At 37.7% G+C, this 21,404-nt stretch carries 19 protein-coding genes and 11 tRNA genes; 28 read left to right on the top strand and 2 right to left on the bottom strand.

Annotated elements, in window-relative coordinates; genetic code table 11:
- The first annotated feature begins 94 nt into the window (after window positions 1-94).
- The 10 genes from ACQKNI_RS24625 to uvsE all read left to right on the top strand — a co-directional run bounded on the left by ACQKNI_RS24625 (window position 95) and on the right by uvsE (window position 12,575).
- Window positions 95-205: a DUF3948 family protein gene (locus ACQKNI_RS24625; RefSeq protein ID WP_001083682.1), complete on the top strand. Its 111-nt coding sequence runs from the start codon at window positions 95-97 to the stop codon at window positions 203-205.
- 334 nt (window positions 206-539) lie between these two features.
- A complete protein-coding gene (gene hppD / locus ACQKNI_RS24620; RefSeq protein WP_088232834.1) occupies window positions 540-1,658 on the top strand; it encodes a 4-hydroxyphenylpyruvate dioxygenase in 1,119 nt (372 codons plus the stop codon).
- Between the two features lie 66 nt (window positions 1,659-1,724).
- Complete coding sequence (locus ACQKNI_RS24615; RefSeq protein ID WP_088232835.1) at window positions 1,725-2,681, top strand: fumarylacetoacetate hydrolase family protein; 957 nt, start codon at window positions 1,725-1,727, stop codon at window positions 2,679-2,681.
- Entirely contained in the window at window positions 2,647-3,819 is a 1,173-nt protein-coding gene (locus ACQKNI_RS24610) for a homogentisate 1,2-dioxygenase (protein ID WP_088232836.1), read from the top strand. Before ACQKNI_RS24615 ends, ACQKNI_RS24610 begins: the two co-directional genes overlap by 35 nt.
- Window positions 3,820-4,050: 231 nt before the next feature.
- A complete protein-coding gene (locus tag ACQKNI_RS24605) occupies window positions 4,051-5,466 on the top strand; it encodes an amino acid permease (protein ID WP_088232837.1) in 1,416 nt (471 codons plus the stop codon).
- Window positions 5,467-5,574: 108 nt separating this feature from the next.
- Window positions 5,575-6,846 carry an MDR family MFS transporter gene (locus ACQKNI_RS24600; protein WP_088232838.1) on the top strand — a complete coding sequence of 424 codons (1,272 nt, stop codon included), beginning with the start codon at window positions 5,575-5,577 and terminating at the stop codon, window positions 6,844-6,846.
- A 251-nt stretch (window positions 6,847-7,097) separates the two neighbouring features.
- Window positions 7,098-8,183: a D-alanine--D-alanine ligase gene (locus tag ACQKNI_RS24595; RefSeq protein ID WP_088232839.1), complete on the top strand. Its 1,086-nt coding sequence runs from the start codon at window positions 7,098-7,100 to the stop codon at window positions 8,181-8,183.
- A 60-nt stretch (window positions 8,184-8,243) separates the two neighbouring features.
- Window positions 8,244-9,620 (top strand): UDP-N-acetylmuramoyl-tripeptide--D-alanyl-D-alanine ligase, encoded by a 1,377-nt coding sequence (gene murF / locus ACQKNI_RS24590; protein WP_088232840.1) that lies wholly within the window; start codon window positions 8,244-8,246, stop codon window positions 9,618-9,620.
- A gap of 305 nt (window positions 9,621-9,925) precedes the next feature.
- Complete coding sequence (locus ACQKNI_RS24585) at window positions 9,926-11,518, top strand: DEAD/DEAH box helicase (RefSeq protein WP_088232841.1); 1,593 nt, start codon at window positions 9,926-9,928, stop codon at window positions 11,516-11,518.
- 94 nt (window positions 11,519-11,612) lie between these two features.
- Entirely contained in the window at window positions 11,613-12,575 is a 963-nt protein-coding gene (gene uvsE, locus ACQKNI_RS24580) for a UV DNA damage repair endonuclease UvsE (RefSeq protein WP_088232842.1), read from the top strand.
- 94 nt (window positions 12,576-12,669) lie between these two features.
- Here the strand turns inward: uvsE and ACQKNI_RS24575 are convergent, their stop codons facing one another.
- The gene (locus ACQKNI_RS24575; protein ID WP_088232843.1) at window positions 12,670-13,218 is read right to left on the bottom strand and encodes a rhomboid family intramembrane serine protease; all 549 of its coding nucleotides are present in this window, start codon (window positions 13,216-13,218) and stop codon (window positions 12,670-12,672) included.
- A gap of 92 nt (window positions 13,219-13,310) precedes the next feature.
- Between ACQKNI_RS24575 and acpS the strand changes: the two genes are divergently transcribed.
- From acpS to ACQKNI_RS24545, 6 genes are all read left to right on the top strand, one after another.
- Window positions 13,311-13,670, top strand: coding sequence for a holo-ACP synthase (gene acpS, locus ACQKNI_RS24570; protein WP_088232844.1), 360 nt, complete (start codon window positions 13,311-13,313; stop codon window positions 13,668-13,670).
- A 156-nt stretch (window positions 13,671-13,826) separates the two neighbouring features.
- Entirely contained in the window at window positions 13,827-14,777 is a 951-nt protein-coding gene (locus tag ACQKNI_RS24565; protein WP_140417508.1) for a LolA family protein, read from the top strand.
- Window positions 14,778-14,895: 118 nt separating this feature from the next.
- A complete protein-coding gene (gene alr, locus ACQKNI_RS24560; RefSeq protein WP_088232846.1) occupies window positions 14,896-16,065 on the top strand; it encodes an alanine racemase in 1,170 nt (389 codons plus the stop codon).
- Window positions 16,066-16,364: 299 nt separating this feature from the next.
- Window positions 16,365-16,652, top strand: a complete 288-nt coding sequence (locus tag ACQKNI_RS24555; RefSeq protein WP_000004570.1) for an antitoxin EndoAI — start codon at window positions 16,365-16,367, stop codon at window positions 16,650-16,652.
- A gap of 4 nt (window positions 16,653-16,656) precedes the next feature.
- On the top strand, window positions 16,657-17,007 hold the full coding sequence (gene ndoA, locus ACQKNI_RS24550; protein ID WP_000635965.1) for a type II toxin-antitoxin system endoribonuclease NdoA: 351 nt from the start codon (window positions 16,657-16,659) through the stop codon (window positions 17,005-17,007).
- 67 nt (window positions 17,008-17,074) lie between these two features.
- On the top strand, window positions 17,075-19,243 hold the full coding sequence (locus ACQKNI_RS24545; RefSeq protein WP_280147505.1) for a Tex family protein: 2,169 nt from the start codon (window positions 17,075-17,077) through the stop codon (window positions 19,241-19,243).
- A 57-nt stretch (window positions 19,244-19,300) separates the two neighbouring features.
- On the opposite strand, the gene cmpA is transcribed toward ACQKNI_RS24545, so the two are convergent.
- Window positions 19,301-19,417, bottom strand: a complete 117-nt coding sequence (cmpA, locus tag ACQKNI_RS24540) for a cortex morphogenetic protein CmpA (RefSeq protein ID WP_076542505.1) — start codon at window positions 19,415-19,417, stop codon at window positions 19,301-19,303.
- A 195-nt stretch (window positions 19,418-19,612) separates the two neighbouring features.
- Between cmpA and ACQKNI_RS24535 the strand changes: the two genes are divergently transcribed.
- From ACQKNI_RS24535 to ACQKNI_RS24480, 12 genes are all read left to right on the top strand, one after another.
- On the top strand, window positions 19,613-20,071 hold the full coding sequence (locus ACQKNI_RS24535; RefSeq protein ID WP_088232848.1) for a SprT family protein: 459 nt from the start codon (window positions 19,613-19,615) through the stop codon (window positions 20,069-20,071).
- A gap of 114 nt (window positions 20,072-20,185) precedes the next feature.
- A tRNA-Asn gene (locus tag ACQKNI_RS24530) sits at window positions 20,186-20,260 on the top strand.
- Window positions 20,261-20,263: 3 nt separating this feature from the next.
- A tRNA-Ser gene (locus ACQKNI_RS24525) sits at window positions 20,264-20,354 on the top strand.
- Between the two features lie 8 nt (window positions 20,355-20,362).
- Window positions 20,363-20,437: transfer RNA gene (locus ACQKNI_RS24520), tRNA-Glu, on the top strand.
- A gap of 4 nt (window positions 20,438-20,441) precedes the next feature.
- Window positions 20,442-20,517, top strand: a tRNA-Val gene (locus ACQKNI_RS24515).
- Window positions 20,518-20,563: 46 nt separating this feature from the next.
- Window positions 20,564-20,639 (top strand) — tRNA-Asp (locus tag ACQKNI_RS24510).
- An 87-nt stretch (window positions 20,640-20,726) separates the two neighbouring features.
- Window positions 20,727-20,801 (top strand) — tRNA-Gln (locus ACQKNI_RS24505).
- Between the two features lie 5 nt (window positions 20,802-20,806).
- A tRNA-Lys gene (locus tag ACQKNI_RS24500) sits at window positions 20,807-20,879 on the top strand.
- A gap of 16 nt (window positions 20,880-20,895) precedes the next feature.
- Window positions 20,896-20,978, top strand: a tRNA-Leu gene (locus ACQKNI_RS24495).
- A gap of 99 nt (window positions 20,979-21,077) precedes the next feature.
- Window positions 21,078-21,154 (top strand) — tRNA-Arg (locus tag ACQKNI_RS24490).
- Window positions 21,155-21,158: 4 nt separating this feature from the next.
- Window positions 21,159-21,235: transfer RNA gene (locus ACQKNI_RS24485), tRNA-Pro, on the top strand.
- A gap of 1 nt (window position 21,236) precedes the next feature.
- Window positions 21,237-21,307 (top strand) — tRNA-Gly (locus tag ACQKNI_RS24480).
- The last annotated feature ends 97 nt before the right edge of the window (window positions 21,308-21,404 follow it).

Genomic DNA, 21,404 nt, shown 5'->3' with positions numbered 1-21,404 from the left:
GCAGTAGTATTAACAGCGTTAATCGTATTTCTATCAAGCGTATTAGTATAAATAGAAGTTTTGTAACAAAACAAACGAAGGGAGAATGAGGAATATGAACAGTGAACAAATGTTACAAGTAACAAAAACAGATTTATTAGGATCATTAGGCGGAGCGGTAGTATTAACATCATTTATTCTATTCCTTGCAAATATATTAGTATGAGATATATAAATACAATCATTCAAAAAAAATAAAGACTCTAACGTATTAGTAAATAGTTAATATGTTGGGGTCTTTTTTATTTTCCTCGTACATACCCTCAAGTATTCATGTTATCCCATTATCCCGTAAACCCACTGAATAAAGTTTTATTTTAAAAAGAAAAAAGTCGAATTTTATCTGGAAGAAAAAAGAGGAATTTGGCAGAAAAGATAGAAAATTTTAAAGGTCATAATTTGTTAGCTTGCTAACTAATTTTATTAATGAATGTTGGAAGCGTTTTCGGGTTGGTTTAAGTATGAACCATTTAATCTATTTACAGGGGGATGAGTATTTTATGAAACAAAAATCTATGGATACGCTAGCTGCACAAATGGAGGACTTTTTTCCGGTACGTGATGTAGATCATTTGGAATTTTACGTAGGAAATGCAAAGCAATCGAGTTATTATCTTGCGAGAGCGTTTGGATTCAAAATCGTGGCTTACTCTGGATTAGAAACTGGAAATCGTGAAAAGGTATCTTATGTTCTTGTGCAAAAAAATATGCGTTTCGTTGTGTCTGGAGCTCTAGGTAGTGATAATCGTATCGCAGAGTTTGTAAAGACTCATGGTGACGGAGTGAAAGATGTGGCTTTACTTGTTGATGACGTTGATAAAGCATACTCGGAAGCAGTGAAACGTGGTGCCGTCGCAATTGCTCCACCTGAGGAACTAACAGATGAGGACGGTACATTGAAAAAAGCAGTTATTGGTACGTATGGTGATACAATTCATACGCTTGTAGAGCGTAAAAATTATAAAGGAACATTTATGCCAGGATTCCAAAAGGTGGAGTTTAATATTCCATTTGAAGAGTCTGGTTTAATTGCTGTAGACCATGTAGTTGGTAACGTTGAGAAAATGGAAGAATGGGTTAGTTATTACGAGAATGTTATGGGATTCAAACAAATGATCCATTTTGATGATGATGATATTAGTACAGAGTACTCAGCGTTAATGTCAAAAGTTATGACAAATGGAAGTCGTATTAAGTTTCCTATTAACGAACCAGCAGATGGGAAGAGAAAATCACAAATTCAAGAATATCTAGAATTCTATAATGGAGCAGGTGTGCAACATCTGGCGTTATTAACAAATGACATTGTTAAAACAGTCGAAGCGCTTCGCGCAAATGGTGTGGAGTTTTTAGATACACCAGATACGTATTATGATGAGTTAACTGCACGAGTTGGAAAAATTGATGAAGAAATTGATAGGCTAAAAGAATTAAAAATTTTAGTGGATCGTGATGATGAAGGTTACTTACTACAAATTTTTACGAAACCAATTGTAGACCGTCCAACTTTATTTATTGAAATTATCCAACGTAAAGGTTCCCGTGGATTCGGTGAAGGTAATTTTAAAGCATTATTTGAATCAATTGAAAGAGAACAAGAGCGTCGCGGAAACTTATAAAATTTGTATCCACCAGCAAAACGACCATTGCTGGTGGAAATTTCATTTTCATAGGGAGGAATCATGATGAAATTTGTTACATTTCGTCTCCCTTCGAAAGAAATGCGAGCTGGGTGGCTTGAAGGTGACAAAGTAATTGATATGAATCTTGCGAGTGATGGGAAATTACCTTCTTCTATGTTCGCCTTTTTAGAGAAAGCAGATGAGTATGTAGAAGTAGTGCGTAATATTAAAAATCCAAACAAGGGTATATATTCTTTAGAAGAAGTACAGTTGATGGCTGCTCTTCCTAATCCAAGCAGCATTCGAGATTTTTATGCATTTGAACAGCATGTAAAAACAGCGCGTGGCCGAAGAGGGTTAGATGTTGTTCCTGAATGGTATGATATACCAGTTTTTTATTTTACTAACCATCGTGCTGTAATTGGTCCAGATGATTTTGTAATGGGTCCGAAAAAATCTAAAAAGCTGGATTATGAGTTAGAGATTGCTTGCGTAATTGGAAAAGAAGGGCGAAATATTTCTCGTGAGCAAGCTGAGGAATATATTTTTGGTTATTGTATTATGAACGACTGGAGTGCAAGGGACTTACAAGCAACTGAAATGAAAGTCGGGCTTGGTCCAGCGAAGGGAAAAGATTTTGCGACTTCATTAGGAGCATATCTCGTTACGAAAGAGGAATTAGACGTGTATCGTAATGGTAATCGGCATGATTTAGAGATGACTGCTCATGTAAATGGGAAGTTATTATCGAAGGGTAATTTTCAAGATATTTACTATACATTCGCTGAGATGATTGAACGAGCTTCGGAGGATGTTACGTTATATCCAGGTGATGTGATTGGCTCTGGAACAGTAGGAACAGGCTGTGTTTTAGAACTTGGAACGGAAGAGTGGCTGCAAGATGGTGATGTTGTAGAGCTTACAATTACTGGTTTAGGTACATTATGTAATACGGTCAAAAAAGAAAGGGAAGCAGGTGATGGGCATGTTTTATCGTCACATGGGGGAGCTACCTCATAAACGACATGTACAATTCCGTAAAAAGGATGGATCACTTTATCGTGAACAGGTAATGGGAACAAAAGGTTTTTCTGGCACGCAGTCTATTTTGTATCATCATTATATGCCGACGGAAGTAGGGCATGCGGCACTATCACACTCTTGCCAGTTACAGTATGAAGAGGATGCCTTTCTTGCACATCGTCATTTCCGCACGAAGGAAAATAAAAAAACTGGCGATGCGGTAAGTGGAAGAAACTTCATCCTTGGAAATGAAGATTTATTAATTGGAGTAGTGAGTCCAACAGAAAAAATGGATTATTTCTACCGTAATGGTGATGGCGATGAAATGTTATTTGTTCATTATGGAACAGGGAAAATTGAAACGATGTTTGGAACGATTCACTATAGAAAAGGTGACTATGTAACGATCCCAATTGGAACGATTTATCGTGTTATTCCAGATGCGGGCGAGACTAAGTTTCTTGTTGTAGAGGCGAATAGCCAAATTACAACGCCACGTCGTTATCGTAATGAATATGGACAATTGTTAGAACATAGCCCGTTTTGTGAAAGAGATATTCGTGGCCCGGAAAAATTAGAGACGTATGATGAAAAAGGTGAGTTTGTCGTAATGACAAAGTCGCGAGGGTACATGCATAAGCATGTTCTAGGACATCATCCGTTAGATGTTGTTGGATGGGATGGTTATTTATATCCTTGGGTCTTTAATGTAGAGGATTTTGAACCAATTACAGGTCGTATTCATCAGCCGCCGCCAGTACATCAAACGTTCGAGGGACACAATTTCGTCATCTGTTCTTTCGTACCACGTTTATACGATTATCATCCAGAATCTATTCCGGCACCATATTATCATAGTAACGTGAATAGTGATGAAGTACTGTACTATGTAGAAGGAAACTTTATGAGCCGAAAAGGTGTGGAAGAAGGGTCTATTACACTTCATCCGAGCGGCATTCCGCATGGACCACATCCTGGGAAAACAGAGGCAAGTATAGGAAAGAAAGAAACGCTCGAATTAGCTGTTATGATAGATACATTCCGTCCGCTGCGTATTGTAAAACAAGCACATGAAACAGAAGATGAAAAGTATATGTATAGCTGGATTGAAGAGGGCTCATATACTGTAAAATAAGTGAAAAGAGGCATACTCACTAAGTGAGTATGCCTCTTTTTTGGAATCGACATGTATAATAATACCAAAAAAACATATAGAAAGATATATAGAATGAATGATAAATGTAGTGAATATTCAGAAGAATTTCTACTTATTTCGACAAAAGTATTGACTGAAAAAAGTGTTATGAGTAAAATGAAAAAGCGAATTAAAAATTTTCAGAAAATTTAAAACTTGGAGGAGCAAGCTATGAAGCAAATATTTCAAAAGAAGCCTATTGCAAAGTTAATGCAAGAAAGCAAGCAAAAGACGTTAGCAAGAACATTGGGCGCATTAGATTTAACGATGCTTGGAATCGGGGCAATTGTTGGAACAGGTATTTTTGTTCTAACTGGCGTGGTAGCAGCAAAACATTCTGGACCAGCTATTATATTATCATTTGCAATAGCTGCGTTAGCTTGTGCCTTTGCAGCATTTTGTTATGCTGAATTCGCTTCTTCAGTTCCTGTCTCAGGCAGTGTGTATACGTACACATACGCGACGATGGGAGAGGTATTCGCATTTCTAATTGGATGGGACTTAATGCTTGAGTATTTACTCGCTACATCTGCTGTGGCAAATGGTTGGTCCGCGTATTTTCAATCTTTATTAAAGGGATTTGGAATTCATATTCCTACCATTCTCTCCTCGGCACCTGGTACAGGAAAGGGTGGAATAATTGATTTACCTGCAGTTCTCATTATTTTAGTGATGACGGTTCTTTTATCTAGAGGTGTTCGTGAAAGTGCACGTATAAATAATATTATGGTATTTATTAAATTAGCAGTTGTTCTTATTTTTATTTTTGCTGGTTTTAATTATGTGAAACCTGAAAACTGGACGCCTTTTATGCCGTTTGGTTTAGATGGTGTAATGGCTGGGGCTGCTACAGTGTTCTTCGCCTTTATAGGATTTGATGCAGTTTCAACAGCTGCAGAAGAAGTGAAACGTCCGCAACGTGATTTACCAATCGGTATTATTGCATCATTATTAATTTGTACGATACTTTATATCGTTGTTTCGCTTATTTTGACAGGGATTGTTCCATACGGACAGCTAAATATATCAGATCCGGTTGCTTTTGCCCTTCAATTTATTGGACAAGATAGTTTAGCAGGGGTAATTTCAGTAGGGGCAATCACAGGAATTACAACTGTTATGTTAGTTATGATGTACGGGCAAGTTCGAGTTTCATACGCGATGAGTCGTGATGGATTATTGCCAAAACGTCTTGCTAAGGTCCATCCGAAATTTAAAACACCATTTTTAAATACATGGACGACGGGAATTATTGCAGCACTTATTTCAGGATTAATAGATTTAAATGTGTTAGCGCATCTTGTAAACATGGGGACTTTATCAGCCTTTGCACTTGTAGCTGTTGCTGTTATTGTAATGAGAAGAACTCACCCTGATTTACCAAGAGCATTTAAGGCGCCACTTGTACCAGTTTTGCCAGCATTAACGGTAGTTTTTTGTTTATACTTAATGCTTCAATTATCAGGGACAGCGTGGATTAGTTTTGGAGTGTGGATGGTTATCGGCATAGCAGTTTACTTCCTATATAGCCGAAAGCATAGCGCTTTAAATACTAGTAAAAAAGAAGATGATGTAGCGAATTTATAAGAGGGAAAATCCATTCTAATTATTTTAGGATGGATTTTTTATTCTGAAAATTTACATTGTTCTGAAATTGTTATAAGATAATTGTTGGTTAAATAAAGGGGTGGGGATATGAAAAGTACGTGGCATGAGTTAAGGGCGATGGATCGTAACGTATGGATTCGATTTGTCGGTGAGACATTGAATGGAATTGCAATGATGATGTTAATGCCCTTTTTCGCATTATATTTAAAAGATAAGGTAGATTCATTATTACAGGTCGGAGTTATTATGGCACTTTCTCCAATTGCTGCAAGCTTTGGAGCAATTATAGGGGGAAGAATTGCTGATATATATGGAAGAAAGCCAATTATGATATTTTCGATGGTGAGTAATGCAGTATTGATGCTCGGTTTTTTATTTATAGAAGGATTTATTCCATATGCCATTTTATCTATTTTTTTAGGGTTAAGTAATTCACTATTTCATCCAGCTGCATCAGCGATGGTTGCGGATGTAACAACGCCAGAAAAAAGAACAGAAGCATATGGTTTGTTGCGAATGGGACACAATATAGGTGCTGCGATTGGCCCAATAATGGGAGCATCCGTAGTTGTGTTGTCGAAGAACCTTGTGTTTATTATTGCTTCTTCTACGATGCTTTTTTATGCATTACTAGTATTACTTCTTATTCAAGAGACAATGCCGAAGGGTGCGAATAAGGAAGAGAATATAGAAAAGGAATCTGGGGCAGTTTGGAAAATTGTCGTGAAGGATAAGGCATTAATGATTTACTTATTAGCAGGTATCATTATTTCGATGGGATTCTCTCAAACAGAAGGTATGTTGCCGCTACACTTTGATAATGAAATGAATGATATTTTTGGGGTTAACAATCCATACCCATATTTAATGGCTCTAAATGGACTGTTAGTTGTGTTGTTCCAATTTCAAATTTCAAAATGGGCCGCAGATAAACCTGTCGGAAAAACGATGTTATATGGTGCATGTTTGTTCGGAATTGGATTGTTTTTTATAGGGTGGTTACCGAAGTGGTTTGGAGAATTCGATACAAATGCTACAGTTATTTTAATAACGTTGCTGTTTGTTTATGCTATATATACGTTAGGCGAGATGATTATGTCGCCTGTCCAGATGACGTTTGTAGCGAATTTGGCCCCAGAGCATTTGAGAGGAACTTATATGGGAGCTGCAAGTTTGCAGTGGATTACAGGGAGTGCATTCGGCCCACTTCTAGGAGGTTTTTTATTAGATCGATTACTTGGTCACTTTCTATTTACAATTTTAGCTGTAGGATGTGTAGTTGCAGGTATTGTATATGTTTCTTTAGATCGTCTCGTTGAACAAAGGCAAAAAGACACACTGACCAAACAATCTTCTTAATGAGGAGATGACATACACAAAAAGGGGATTTCTACATATTTTAGGTACATAACTAGATTGGATTACGATTTTATTTTAAAATTCACTTCTGTATAGTTATGAAGAAAGTGAAATAGAAAAAGTGTAGAAAACTAATAAGTGGTGTCATTTAATTATTTGTGGAAGTTGCATTTTATTTCAAATAGGAACTACCTATTTTTATAAAAAGTGCTAAAATAGAAAAATGAAAACAATTGGTTAGGGTGATTTCAGTGACAAAAATTAAATTAGGTTTATTATATGGTGGAAAATCAGCTGAGCATCAAGTTTCGCTACAAACGGCTCTTGCTGCTATTAAAGCATTAAATCAAGATAAATTCGAGATTCATCCAATTTATATTACAGAGCAAGGTCAATGGGTACGCGGTGAGCGTATTGAAGGTGAAGTAACAGATGTTGAAGTTTTAAAAATGAGCGGTGCAGAAAATGCGATTTCTCCGTTATCATTAAGTACAGAAATTATTCCATCTACAGCTTCTGAGGAAAATGCTATCGATGTTATTTTCCCATTATTACATGGACCAAATGGTGAAGATGGAACGGTTCAAGGATTATTAGAATTAATGAACATTCCTTATGTAGGAAATGGTGTTTTAGCATCAGCTGCTGGTATGGATAAAGTTGTTATGAAAAACATCTTTGCAGAAGCTGGATTGAAACAAGCGAAATATGCATCATTCATTCGTAGTGCATGGGAAAAAGATCGTGAAACTGCATATGAAAAAGTAGAAGAAGTATTAGGATATCCTTGCTTCGTAAAACCAGCAAACCTTGGCTCAAGTGTTGGTATTAATAAGTGTAAAAACCGTGAAGAACTTGAGAGTGCATTTGAAGAGGCATTCCAATTTGACCGCAAAATTATTGTAGAAGAAAATATAGTTGGACGTGAAGTAGAAGTTGGTGTACTAGGTAATGACGAGCCGAAATGTTCGGTTGTAGGTGAAATTGTACCGAAAAAAGACTTCTATGATTACAAGTCGAAATATATCGATGGTGATACAGCATTAATTATTCCAGCTGAAATGACAGAAGAAGAGTCTAATGTCATTAAGCGAGATGCGATTATTGCATTCCAATCTTTAGACGGTGCTGGCTTAACGCGAGCTGATTTCTTCTTAACGAAAGATGGCGAAGTATATATTAACGAAGTAAATACAATGCCAGGATTTACGCCGTTTAGTATGTTCCCTCTATTATGGCAACATACTGGATTACCGTATCCGGAATTAATTGAAGAGCTAATTCGTTTAGCGATTGAACGTCACGAAGAAAAACAAAAAATTAAATATACAATCTAACAAAAAAGGAGGAAGCACTATTCGCAGGAATAGTGCTTCCTCTATGTAAGGAGTGTTTTCATGATAAATCGAACGTTAAAACAAGTAGAACAGATGGTAAATGGCACGGGATTAGCAGAGCAGTATGAGGGAATTACTATACAAGGAGTGTCTATTGATACGAGAAAAATTGAAAAAGGAAATTTATATGTTCCGATTCAAGGGGAACGTTTCGATGGACATGCTTTTGTAGATAAAGCTGTTGAAAGTGGAGCTGTTGCTACATTATGGATGAAAGATGTAGCAAATCCACCTGAGAATCTGCCGATTATTTTTGTAGAAGATACGCTATTGGCATTGCAAATGTTAGCGAAAAATTATCGCGATCAATTGGATGTTAAAGTCGTTGGTGTGACAGGTAGTAACGGTAAAACATCTACGAAAGATATTGTAACGAGTCTTCTTGCAACTAAATTTAAAGTTCAAAAAACAGAAGGTAACTTCAATAACCATATTGGTTTGCCTCTTACGATTTTAAATCTAGAAGAAAATACAGAAGTAGCCGTATTAGAAATGGGTATGTCAAGCCGAGGGGAAATTGAATTCTTATCTAAGTTAGCTCGTCCTAATGCAGCTATCATTACGAACATTGGTGAGGCACATTTAATGGATTTAGGTTCTCGTGAGGCAATTGCTGAAGCGAAGTTAGAAATTGTGACAGGATTACAAGAAGGTGGAGTGTTCGTATATAACGGAGATGAGCCGTTATTAACAAATCGTGTTCCTGAAATGAATTTAATGGCTGAAACAGTTACGTTCGGTGATGCTAGAGCGAATGACTATTATCCAACGACTGTAACATTACAGGCGACAGGGACACACTTCAAGATGAATAGAGATGAAAATATTTCATTCTACCTACCAGTGTTAGGGAAACATAATGTGTATAATACACTTGCTTCAATGGCAATCGCGAAACATTTTGGGGTAACGTGGGAAGAAATGAAACAAGGATTAGTAACGCTTCAAATGACGGGCATGCGTATGGAAATTGTAAAAACGGATAGTGGATTAACGATTATCAATGATGCTTACAATGCAAGTCCGACAGCTATGGAAGCAGCATTCCATTTAATGAATGGTTTAGATGGATTCGCTAAAAAAATCGTTGTACTTGGAGATATGTTAGAACTTGGAGATCAAGAAGTACAATTTCATTATGAGGTAGGTAAATTAATCGATCCAGCAAAAATCGCATTTGTATTCACATATGGTAGATTAGGGGCTCAAATTGCTGAAGGAGCAAAAATTAACTTTCCTAGTGAACGTGTAAAGGCGTATGATAATAAAGAAGCGCTAGTAAAAGATTTACAAGCAGTAGTTGATGTGAAAGATGTTGTATTAGTAAAGGCATCTCGCGGTATGAAATTAGAGGAAGTAATTACGATGTTGAAATAATTGGTGTATATAAATAGGGATGATAGCTACGAAAATAGAAGAAACTTATAATAAGCGCTTACAGTAAACATAAAAAAATAAAAGTGAAGAAAAAAGCCCTGAATATGAAAATAAGGTAACAGTTGGGTTTGCTTTTTGCACATACAAAACTTATAATTGATAAAGTGTAATAACGTTTAGAAGTATTTTCGCGAAGAATATACGCCCGTTTATATACGTGAGCATTCAGGAAAAGGGCTTTTCCGCAAATTCGGAAAACGCCTTTTTTTAAATGATAAGTATAGGATAGAAAAGGAGAAGTAACATTGACAACATTTCGAGAATTAGGATTAAGTGAGTCTTTACTGCAATCGGTTGAAAGTATGGGCTTTGAAGAGGCTACGCCAATTCAAGCTGAAACAATTCCACATGCATTGCAAGGTAAAGATATTATTGGGCAAGCACAAACAGGTACAGGGAAAACAGCAGCATTCGGATTACCACTATTAGATAAAGTGGATACACATAAAGAATCGGTTCAAGGTATTGTTATCGCGCCAACGCGTGAATTAGCAATTCAAGTTGGAGAAGAGCTATACAAAATTGGTAAACATAAACGTGTTCGTATTTTACCAATCTATGGTGGTCAAGATATTAACCGCCAAATTCGTGCTCTAAAAAAACACCCACACATTATTGTTGGTACGCCGGGTCGTATTTTAGATCATATTAACCGTAAAACACTTCGCTTACAAAACGTAGAGACAGTTGTTCTTGACGAAGCGGATGAAATGTTAAACATGGGCTTCATTGAAGATATTGAAGCAATTTTAACAGATGTGCCAGAAACACATCAAACATTATTATTCTCAGCGACAATGCCAGACCCAATCCGTCGTATTGCTGAGCGTTTCATGACTGAGCCTCAACACATTAAAGTAAAAGCAAAAGAAGTTACAATGCCAAACATTCAGCAGTTCTATTTAGAAGTGCAAGAAAAGAAAAAGTTTGACGTGTTAACACGCTTATTAGATATTCAATCTCCAGAGCTTGCAATCGTATTCGGTCGTACAAAGCGTCGTGTTGATGAATTATCAGAAGCGTTAAACCTACGTGGTTATGCTGCAGAAGGTATCCACGGTGATTTAACTCAGGCGAAACGTATGTCTGTATTACGTAAATTTAAAGAAGGTTCTATTGAAGTTCTTGTTGCAACAGACGTTGCTGCACGTGGTCTTGATATTTCAGGCGTAACACACGTATACAACTTCGATATTCCACAAGATCCAGAATCATACGTTCACCGTATCGGTCGTACTGGTCGTGCAGGTAAAAAAGGTATTGCAATGCTATTTGTAACACCACGTGAATCAGGACAACTAAAAAATATCGAGCGTACAACAAAACGTAAGATGGACCGCATGGATGCTCCAACACTTGATGAGGCACTAGAAGGTCAACAACGTTTAATCGCTGAAAAACTTCAAAGCACAATTGAAAATGATAACTTATCATACTACAAGCGTATTGCAGAAGAAATGTTAGAAGAGAATGACTCTGTAACAGTAGTAGCTGCTGCTTTAAAAATGATGACAAAAGAGCCAGATACAACTCCGATCGCTTTAACATCAGAACCACCAGTTGTTTCAAGAGGTGGCGGTTCTAAAAAACGCGGCGGTAACGGAGGCGGATACCGTGATGGTAACCGTAATCGTAGTCGTGACGGACGCAGTGGCGATGGTCGTAACCGTGACCGTGACCGTAACCGTGATGGCCGTAATCGTGACGGTAACCGTGATCGCAATCGCGAAGGTAGCCGTGATGGTAACCGTGGTCGTAGAGGCGAAGGTCAAGGTCGCCCAGGTTCTTCAACTGGACGCGGCGAAAGAAAACATCATAGCCGTAAGCCACAAGCTTAATAATAAAAAGAGAATGCCCTTTGTTGGCATTCTCTTTTTTTATTTCTGTAATTGTACATACTACATAATAACTTGTGTAGAAAAGAGGTGTCATATGCTTGTAAGACTTGGGTATGTCGCAATGAGTGTACATTTGAAGAATGCATCTCCATCTCAGACGATGACATATGCGCAGTTTCAACGAATTGATGACAGAGAGGCTGCGATTCATAAACTTGAAAGAATTGCTAATTCGAATTTGGAAAATTGCTTGCGGTTATTAAAGCATAATAACGGGCATGATATATCTTTCTTTCGGCTTAGTTCTAGGCTTATTCCTTTAGCTAATCATGAGGAGTTGTTAGAGTGGAACTATATTCGTCCCTTAAAAGAAAATTTAAAAAAGCTAGGTGATTACGCTATTCGAATGAATATGCGTATTGATTTCCATCCAGATCATTTTGTTGTATTGAATTCACCTGAGGAGAGTGTTTTTAAACAATCTGTAAAGACATTGCAGATGCATAAAAAACTATTAAAAGGTATGGGAATTGAACATAAACAGAGATGTGTATTACATGTGGGTGGGGGTTATAACGATAAGGAACTAGCATTAGAACGTTTTATAGAAAATTGGTCGAGTGTTCCAAGGGGTATTCAAGAAATGATCATATTAGAAAATGATGATACGACCTTTACGTTAGAGGAAACATTATATTTAGGTGAGAAATTAGATATTCCAGTTGTGTTTGATTTGCATCACCATATGATGAATAACGAACAAGAAGATTGGTATGAAGATTGGGCGCGTGTTGTACATACGTGGGAAACATCTTTGTTACCAGTTAAAATGCATATTTCTAGCCCTAGGGACGAGAAAGACCCAAGGGCGCATGCTGATTTTATTGATGTTGAGACGTTTTTATCTTTTTTAAGAAGGATAAAGGGTAGTGTTGGACAAATCGATTGTATGATTGAGGCGAAGAAGAAGGATGAGTCTTTATTCCAACTCATGAGAGATTTAAGTAAACAAACAGATGTGGAAATTGTCGATGGTGCGAGCTTTTATATTAAATGAGCTCTGCACCATCGAATTTTTTGCCTGTAAAAGCCCGAATGGTGAGGGCTAATAATCAGTGGGGGGATGGACAAAGCCCCCACTGATTAAAGTTTCACTTTATTAAAAAAGGGGTGCAAATACCACCAATTATCAATCCTGTTAAGTGGCTGATAGGATTGGCAGAGGGATTAAAGAAAGTAAATAGTAGTAATATACATATCATGATTGAAAAAATAGCGATGTCCTTTGGATTGGAAGAACGATATCGATTATACAATAGAAATAATTGTGCACCTAGCAATCCGAAAATGCCACCAGATGCTCCGGCGTGAATATATTCAAGAGGCATAATAATATAAGTAGAAATATTTCCGAGAATACCAGCAAGGAAAAAAATAATAATGAAAGAAAAATGTCCTAGTTGCTTTTCGATAGAAAAACCAAGTACAAACAAACAAATACTATTAGAAAGAAAATGTTGTAAGTCTACATGTACAAGTAGGGAAGTTATGAGACGCCACCATTCTCCTTTAGCTATATATTCATTGTAGGCTGCCAGAGGAAAGAGGAAAAAGTCACTGAACATAATCATGACTAACTGTATAAGAAGTAAAGAGATGATAATCGGTTGTAAGGGAATGCGTGCAGATCGTAATAGCATGTTGTTAGTATCACTCCTTTTGCATCATAAAGATTCTCTGTTATTCTTACAATATGAAAGAGAAAAGCTAAATAGAAGAAGGGGATTTTGAAATGATTGTAGGGATTGGAATCGATATTATTGAATTGAATCGAATTGAAAAAATGCTAGATGGAAAGCTTAAATTTATGGAACGTATTTTAACTGAAAGTGAACGTAATGTTGCTAAGGGAATGAAAGGGAGTCGCCTCACAGAGTTTGTAGCTGGAAGATTTGCAGCGAAAGAGGCGTATTCAAAAGCGGTAGGGACTGGTATCGGGAAAGAAGTGAGTTTTTTAGATATTGAAGTAAGAAATGATGATAGAGGTAAGCCAATTCTTATTGCGAATACAGAGCATATTGTTCATTTATCAATTAGTCATAGTAAGGAATTTGCTGTCGCTCAAGTTGTTTTAGAAAGCTCGTCACGCTAGTCTGCATATTTTATATCTTTGTCTCATATATTTGAGGTAGCGATAAGGAAGGTATATCTTCCATTCATTTATAGGGGCAAAGGGGCTGAAGTGATGAAAAGGCGTCTGTTTTTAGTTCTTGTCGGTTTATTAACCGTTTTTGTGTTGGCGGGTTGTATGGAGAAAAAACAGGATGATGTCGTGAGAGATTTAGAGGCGAAAGTGAAAGGGATGAAAAGTTATCAAGCTGAAGCGAAATTGTCTATTAAAACAGGGAATGAGCCTCAGGAATATAAAGTGGAAATTTGGCATAAGGAACCTTCTTTTTATCGTGTGAATTTACAGAATGCGAAAAAGGATCAAAGTCAAATTATTTTAAGAAATGAAGAAGGTGTATTTGTATTAACGCCAGCGCTTAATAAGAGTTTCCGTTTTCAAAGTGATTGGCCGCAAAATAGTAGCCAGGCTTATTTATATGAATCGCTTGTGAGAGATATTTTGCAGGATAAGAAAAATCTTACTTTCGAGAAAACAGATAAGTATTATATTTTTAAAACAAAAACAAACTATCAACATCAAAATATGTTGCCGAGACAAGAGATTACATTGAAGAAGAGTGATTTAACGCCGGTTTCGGTGAAGTTAATGGATAATGATCAAAACGTTCTTGTAAAAGTAGATTTCTCAAAAGTGAAATTCGATGCAAAATTTGATAAAGGTGCATTTGATACGAAGCAAAATATGTCTAGAGCGCAAGTTGATGTACCAACAACAGCGAAAGAAGACAAACCGTTTGCTATTTTGTATCCAAGTGATACGCCACAAGGTGTGACGTTGAAAGACGAAAAAGAGTTGCAGACAGACAGTGGCAAGCGTGCGATACTCACATACACTGGAAATAAGAAATCCTTTACTTTAATACAAGAAAAGGCAAAAGTTGCAGAGGCTTCGTCGGCGATAAGTGTAAGTGGCGAATTGGTTGATCTTGGTTTCACGATTGGCGCATTGACGAAAGACTCTCTAACGTGGTCACATAACGGAGTAGAATATATGCTCGTGTCTAAAGGTTTAGAGCCGAAGGAGCTGTTAATGGTTGCTCGTTCAGTTACAGCGAAGCAGGTGAAGTAAACTTTTTAGACGTGGTGATATATATGCACCACGTCTTTTCTTAGTTTGAAGGCTGGATTTCATAAAAGAAGCATATAAAAGAATAAGCTTCGCATATCGTGTATAAGGAAGTGTATTTATGGAAGAAGCACCATTTTACCGTGATACTTGGGTAGAAGTAGATTTAGACGCAATTTATAACAATATTACACACATTAAAGAATTCATTCCAAGTGATGTAGAGATTTTTGCTGTAGTTAAAGCGAATGCATATGGACACGATTATGTACCGGTGGCTAAAACAGCATTAGAAGCAGGGGCGACAAGGTTGGCAGTTGCTTTTTTAGATGAAGCGTTAGTGCTTCGGAGGGCTGGTATTACTGCGCCGATTTTAGTGTTAGGTCCTTCCCCACCCCGTGATGTAAATGTAGCCGCTGAAAATGATGTAGCATTAACTGTTTTTCAAAAAGAATGGGTGGACGAAGCGATAAAACTTTGGGACGGTTCGTCTATAATGAAGTTCCACATTAATTTTGATAGTGGTATGGGAAGAATCGGAATACGAGAACGCAAAGAATTAAAAGGATTCTTGAAAAGTTTAGAAGGTGCGCCGTTCTTAGAGTTAGAAGGGGTTTATACACATTTTGCAACAGCAGATGAAGTGGAGACTTCTTACTTTGATAAGCAATATAACACATTCTTGGAGCAGTTAAGTTGGTTGAAGGAATTCGGAGTGAATCCTAAATTTGTCCACACAGCTAATAGTGCTGCAACGTTACGTTTTCAAGGAATTACATTTAATGCGGTGCGAGTTGGTATTGCGATGTATGGATTATCCCCTTCTGTAGAAATACGTCCTTTTTTACCGTTTGAATTAGAACCAGCGTTGTCGCTTCATACGAAGGTTGCTCATATTAAACAGGTGATTAAAGGGGATGGGATTAGTTATAACGTCACGTACCGAACGAAAACTGAAGAATGGATTGCGACTGTTGCGATTGGCTATGCAGATGGTTGGCTTAGAAGATTACAAGGATTTGAAGTGCTTGTAAATGGTAAAAGAGTACCGATTGTAGGTCGAGTAACGATGGATCAATTTATGATACATCTTCCTTGTGAAGTGCCGCTTGGTACGAGAGTTACACTCATTGGAAGACAAGGCGATGAGTATATTAGTGCTACTGAGGTTGCTGAATACTCCGGGACTATTAATTATGAAATTATCGCAACGATAAGTTTCCGTGTACCGAGAATATTTATACGGCATGGAAAGGTTGTAGAGGTAATTAATTATTTAAATAGTATATAGAAGGTAGTGTGATTTGCTTCTTGTCATTTGAGGGGATTTTTTATTACTGGAGAATAAGCTCGTTTTTGATGAGAAGCTTTTTACTTATAATCACTTTTAATATAAGTTTTGCAGAGGAATTCTTTTATTTCTTATTTAAAATGAGATAAAAATAATAGAAGATGAATGTTTTGCCTGTGAATTGGAAAACATAAGCAAGGAATAAGGAAGTCTTTGCAACAGGCTCCATACAATGGTATTATTACAATAGGTGTCATATATATATTTGGGTGTGTAGTTGACGGTGGAGGTGTATTTTTGTGTCCGAATCAAGTGTAACTACTGAAATCGTGGTTCGGTTGCCAAAGCAAATGGTAACGGAATTGGACGGAATTGGAAAACAAGAGAATAAGAATCGCCATGAACTAATTTGCCAGGCAACACAACTGTTATTGCGTCAACATAAGACGAAGAAACGCTACCAACATGAATCAATGCGACGTGGGTACATTGAAATGGGAAAAATTAATCTTGGTATTGCATCTGAAGCTTTCTTAGCAGAGTATGAAGCAGCTCATACAGTAGAACGCTTAGTTAGCGGGGGGTAATATTTTGATTGTAAAACGCGGCGACGTGTATTTTGCAGACCTTTCCCCAGTTGTTGGTTCTGAGCAAGGAGGCGTTCGTCCGGTTCTTGTCATTCAAAATGACATCGGAAATCGTTTTAGTCCAACGGTGATTGTAGCGGCTATTACTGCACAGATTCAAAAAGCGAAATTACCCACTCATGTGGAAATTGATGCGAAAAAGTACGGTTTTGAGAGAGATTCTGTTATTTTACTTGAGCAGATTCGAACAATCGATAAGCAACGCTTAACGGACAAAATCACTCATTTGGATGAAGTGATGATGAGTCGTGTAGATGAAGCGTTACAAATTAGTTTAGGACTAATAGATTTTTAAATCGGCAGTTTAAGTTGCTCTCTTTGCAGGGCAACTTTTTTTATTATAGAGGAGGTTACGGTTGTATATGGAAATGGTAGATAATCGACAAGCGTTAATGAAAATGTTAGTGAAAGAATTAGGCTTTACCGAAAAGCAGGTTCGTCATGTTATTCAATTAACAGAAGAAGGTAACACAGTTCCATTTATTGCTCGTTACCGAAAAGAATGGACAGGTTCTTTAGATGAGGTACAAATTCGTGCGATTTTAGAGAGATGGCAGTATATGATGCAACTTGAAGATAGGAAGGAAGAGGTTCTTCGTCTTATTGATGAGAAGGGAAAACTGACAGGAGAGTTACGTCAGCAAATTGTGAAAGCTACAAAGTTGCAAGAAGTAGAAGATTTATATCGTCCATATAAAGAGAAAAGAAGAACGAAAGCGACGATCGCAAAAGAAAAAGGATTAGAACCGTTAGCTGAATGGTTATTATTATATAAAAAAGAAGATCCGAATAAAAAGGCAATGGAGTTTATTAATGTAGAGAAAGAAGTACAAACTGCAGAAGAGGCATTACAAGGTGCCCAAGACATTATTGCCGAAATCGTTTCAGATGAAGCTGCATATCGTAGTTGGATTCGGAATGTTACGTTTAGAAAAGGCATTATGTCTGCGGCTGTAAAAGATGAAGAAAAAGATGAAAAGAATATATATGAAATGTATTACAGCTATGCAGAACCGTTGCAGAAAGTAGTACCGCATCGTGTACTAGCGATGAATCGTGGTGAGAAAGAAGATATATTGAGAATTTCTGTTGTTCCGCCAGTAGATGAGATATTAAGTTTCTTATACAAGAAAGTAATTCGTGATAACGAGTCTAAAAGTGCGCATTATGTACAATTAGCGATTGAAGATAGCTATAAACGATTAATGCAATCCTCGATTGAAAGAGAGATCCGAAAAGAATTAACAGAAACAGCTGAGGAACAAGCGATACATATTTTCTCTGAGAATTTACGTAACTTATTATTACAACCTCCTATGAAAGGGAAAGTGGTGTTAGCTGTAGACCCTGCATATAGAACGGGTTGTAAATTAGGTGTAGTAGATGATACAGGGAAGGTTCTACATATTGGTGTTATTTATCCGCATCCGCCTGTACGTAAATATGATGATGCGAAAGCGAAAGTTCTTTCTATTATAGATAAATATCAAGTTGAAATGATTGCGATTGGGAATGGTACAGCTTCTAGAGAATCGGAAGAATTTATAATTGATGTATTACAAAATGTGAAACGAGAAGTCTTCTATATTATTGTGAACGAAGCTGGTGCGAGTGTGTATTCGGCTTCTGATTTAGCACGTGAGGAATTCCCGGATTTACAAGTTGAAGAAAGAAGTGCCGTTTCTATTGGAAGACGTCTGCAAGATCCGCTTGCTGAACTTGTGAAGATTGATCCTAAATCAGTTGGGGTTGGACAATATCAACATGACGTATCTCAAAAGAGATTGAATGAATCATTAACATTTGTAGTCGAGACGGCAGTTAACCAAGTTGGTGTTAATGTAAATACGGCTTCAGTTGCATTGTTACAATATGTTTCGGGTTTATCGAAAACTGTTGCGAAAAATATTGTGGCAAAGAGAGAAGAAGATGGGAAATTTACGAAACGCACGGAATTAAAGAAAATCCCGCGCTTAGGTGCAAAAACGTACGAACAATGTATAGGTTTCTTACGTATATTAGAAGGAGCGAATCCATTAGATCGAACAGGTATTCATCCAGAACAATATAAAAGCGTTGAATTGTTATTGAAGAGCTTAGGTTTATCGAAAGATGACGTAGGGCAACCACAATTACAAAAGAGCTTAGAAGAAGTGGATATTTCTAAGTTGTCACAAGAAACGGGAGTTGGAGAGCCAACATTAGTTGATATTATAGATGCACTCATTAGTCCAGAGCGAGACATGAGGGATGAGTTGCCTAAACCACTTCTGAAAAAAGGGATTTTGAAATTAGAAGATTTAAAACGTGGTATGGAACTAGAAGGAACTGTGCGTAACGTTGTTGATTTTGGTGCCTTTGTTGATGTTGGTGTAAAGCAAGATGGTTTAGTACATATTTCTAAACTAAGTACACAATATGTGAAGCATCCATTAGATATTGTATCTGTCGGGCAAATTGTAAAGGTATGGGTCGATGATATTGATACAAAAAAAGGTCGTGTCGCATTATCTATGTTGCCGATTGAATAATAAGAGAAGAGAGCAGATGAAACTGCTCTTTTTTTATGGGATAAAACGTGTAATGCATTATGAGCTTTGATGGGTTTTGCTATAATAAAACCAGCATTCATTTAGTAATTTAATTTGATACCGGTTTTTTTCGAAATATGCGCGTTGCATTTGTTTTTTGAGCCATGTAGGCATAGGAATCCCTCCTTGTTTAATCCTACTCTCAAAAATTCAAGGCACTATTGATGAGAGGTTGGTGAGTGGATTTCTATTTTTGCTATGTTTTTAGAAACCACGCTTCTTGAATGAGGATGGGTATATGTACTATTTAATATATGTATAAGACAGGAGAAAAGTGTAAAAATATTTTTTTGTTTAGGGGGAATGAGGATGGATGAGCAAGAAATACAGCGGCTAGTGGAAGAAGTATCGCTACAATACTTCGGAATGCCGTTTTTACATAAGGCAATGTTTAATAGTAGATTACGTACAACTGGCGGGCGTTATCTATTGAAGAACCACAATATTGAACTAAATTATCGATATTACGAAATGTATGGGGAAGAAGAATTAGTTGGGATCATTAAACATGAACTTTGTCATTATCACTTACATATTACAGGCAGAGGGTATAAGCACCGGGATAGGGATTTTCGAGAACTATTACAGAAAGTCGGTGCACCACGCTTTTGTAAACGAATGATGAATGAAGAGAAGGAAAACAAGGTTTATATGTATGAATGTATAGAGTGTTTGCTTCAATATGTAAGAAGACGTCAAATAAATACAAAAAGATATGTCTGCGGAAAGTGTAAAGGGAAACTAATTCTGATAAAGAAAACATCTTGACAGTGAAAACGCAATCCAGTATATTATAAACATGTCACGTTTGTACAAGATGTTGTGAAAAAACTTCTTGACTTACGATGATAAGTTTTATAAGATACAAATTGTCTTTATTATTCCGCAGTAGCTCAGTGGTAGAGCTATCGGCTGTTAACCGATCGGTCGTAGGTTCGAGTCCTACCTGCGGAGCCATACAGAGAAGTACCCAAGTGGCTCAAGGGGCTCCCCTGCTAAGGGAGTAGATCGCTAACGCGGTGCGAGGGTTCGAATCCCTTCTTCTCTGCCATACATATTGGCCCGTTGGTCAAGTGGTTAAGACACCGCCCTTTCACGGCGGTAACACGGGTTCGAATCCCGTACGGGTCACCACTTCGGAGGATTAGCTCAGCTGGGAGAGCACCTGCCTTACAAGCAGGGGGTCGGCGGTTCGATCCCGTCATCCTCCACCATAATAGTATAATGAAAAGTGAAATGACATTAATTTAAAGATTAAATGGTCCCGTGGTGTAGTGGTTAACATGCCTGCCTGTCACGCAGGAGATCGCCGGTTCGACCCCGGTCGGGACCGCCATTTTAACTTCTGCTAATTGGCAGTTGTTTTTTATTGGACATTATGGTACAATAACATTTGTCTTTGAAAAGAAGATAAGTATTTCGATGGGCTATAGCCAAGCGGTAAGGCAACGGACTTTGACTCCGTCATGCGCTGGTTCGAATCCAGCTAGCCCAGCCATTTACGAGCCATTAGCTCAGTTGGTAGAGCATCTGACTTTTAATCAGAGGGTCGAAGGTTCGAATCCTTCATGGCTCACTTTTGTTTTTTCCGCGCGGTCGTGGCGGAACGGCAGACGCGCTAGGTTGAGGGCCTAGTGGGGGAAACCCCGTGGAGGTTCAAGTCCTCTCGGCCGCATCAAAAAATCTTTTTGAAAAAAGTACTTGCATTTGAAAATGTAGTATGATAAGATAATTGAGTCGCCAAAACACAACGACGAAAAAACATCATGAATAAGCGCCCGTAGCTCAATTGGATAGAGCGTTTGACTACGGATCAAGAGGTTAGGGGTTCGACTCCTCTCGGGCGCGCCAATTACGGGAAGTGGCTCAGCTTGGTAGAGCACCTGGTTTGGGACCAGGGGGTCGCAGGTTCAAATCCTGTCTTCCCGACCACGCGGGTGTAGTTTAGTGGTAAAACAAGAGCCTTCCAAGCTCTGGTCGAGAGTTCGATTCTCTTCACCCGCTTTTAGTTCTTTGAAAACTGAACGAAACAAACAACGTGAAACGTCAATTTTTATTTTAGATGCTAGACAAACTAACTTTATTGGAGAGTTTGATCCTG

The organism is Bacillus sp. NPDC094064 (assembly GCF_050279585.1).
Lineage (GTDB): Bacteria > Bacillota > Bacilli > Bacillales > Bacillaceae_G > Bacillus_A.
Note: the sequence above shows the minus strand (reverse complement) of the source record. Positions and strands in the feature narration are given on the sequence as shown.

What these genes read in the sequence shown, in the direction of transcription:
- ACQKNI_RS24625 (WP_001083682.1), top strand. Translation starts at nt 95, where the DNA reads ATGAACAGTGAACAAATGTTACAAGTAACAAAAACAGATTTATTAGGA.
- hppD (WP_088232834.1), top strand. Translation starts at nt 540, where the DNA reads ATGAAACAAAAATCTATGGATACGCTAGCTGCACAAATGGAGGACTTT.
- ACQKNI_RS24615 (WP_088232835.1), top strand. Translation starts at nt 1,725, where the DNA reads ATGAAATTTGTTACATTTCGTCTCCCTTCGAAAGAAATGCGAGCTGGG.
- ACQKNI_RS24610 (WP_088232836.1), top strand. Translation starts at nt 2,647, where the DNA reads ATGTTTTATCGTCACATGGGGGAGCTACCTCATAAACGACATGTACAA.
- ACQKNI_RS24605 (WP_088232837.1), top strand. Translation starts at nt 4,051, where the DNA reads ATGAAGCAAATATTTCAAAAGAAGCCTATTGCAAAGTTAATGCAAGAA.
- ACQKNI_RS24600 (WP_088232838.1), top strand. Translation starts at nt 5,575, where the DNA reads ATGAAAAGTACGTGGCATGAGTTAAGGGCGATGGATCGTAACGTATGG.
- murF (WP_088232840.1), top strand. Translation starts at nt 8,244, where the DNA reads ATGATAAATCGAACGTTAAAACAAGTAGAACAGATGGTAAATGGCACG.
- uvsE (WP_088232842.1), top strand. Translation starts at nt 11,613, where the DNA reads ATGCTTGTAAGACTTGGGTATGTCGCAATGAGTGTACATTTGAAGAAT.
- ACQKNI_RS24575 (WP_088232843.1), bottom strand. Translation starts at nt 13,218, where the DNA reads ATGCTATTACGATCTGCACGCATTCCCTTACAACCGATTATCATCTCT.
- acpS (WP_088232844.1), top strand. Translation starts at nt 13,311, where the DNA reads ATGATTGTAGGGATTGGAATCGATATTATTGAATTGAATCGAATTGAA.
- ACQKNI_RS24565 (WP_140417508.1), top strand. Translation starts at nt 13,827, where the DNA reads ATGGAGAAAAAACAGGATGATGTCGTGAGAGATTTAGAGGCGAAAGTG.
- alr (WP_088232846.1), top strand. Translation starts at nt 14,896, where the DNA reads ATGGAAGAAGCACCATTTTACCGTGATACTTGGGTAGAAGTAGATTTA.
- ACQKNI_RS24545 (WP_280147505.1), top strand. Translation starts at nt 17,075, where the DNA reads ATGGAAATGGTAGATAATCGACAAGCGTTAATGAAAATGTTAGTGAAA.
- cmpA (WP_076542505.1), bottom strand. Translation starts at nt 19,417, where the DNA reads ATGCCTACATGGCTCAAAAAACAAATGCAACGCGCATATTTCGAAAAA.
- ACQKNI_RS24535 (WP_088232848.1), top strand. Translation starts at nt 19,613, where the DNA reads ATGGATGAGCAAGAAATACAGCGGCTAGTGGAAGAAGTATCGCTACAA.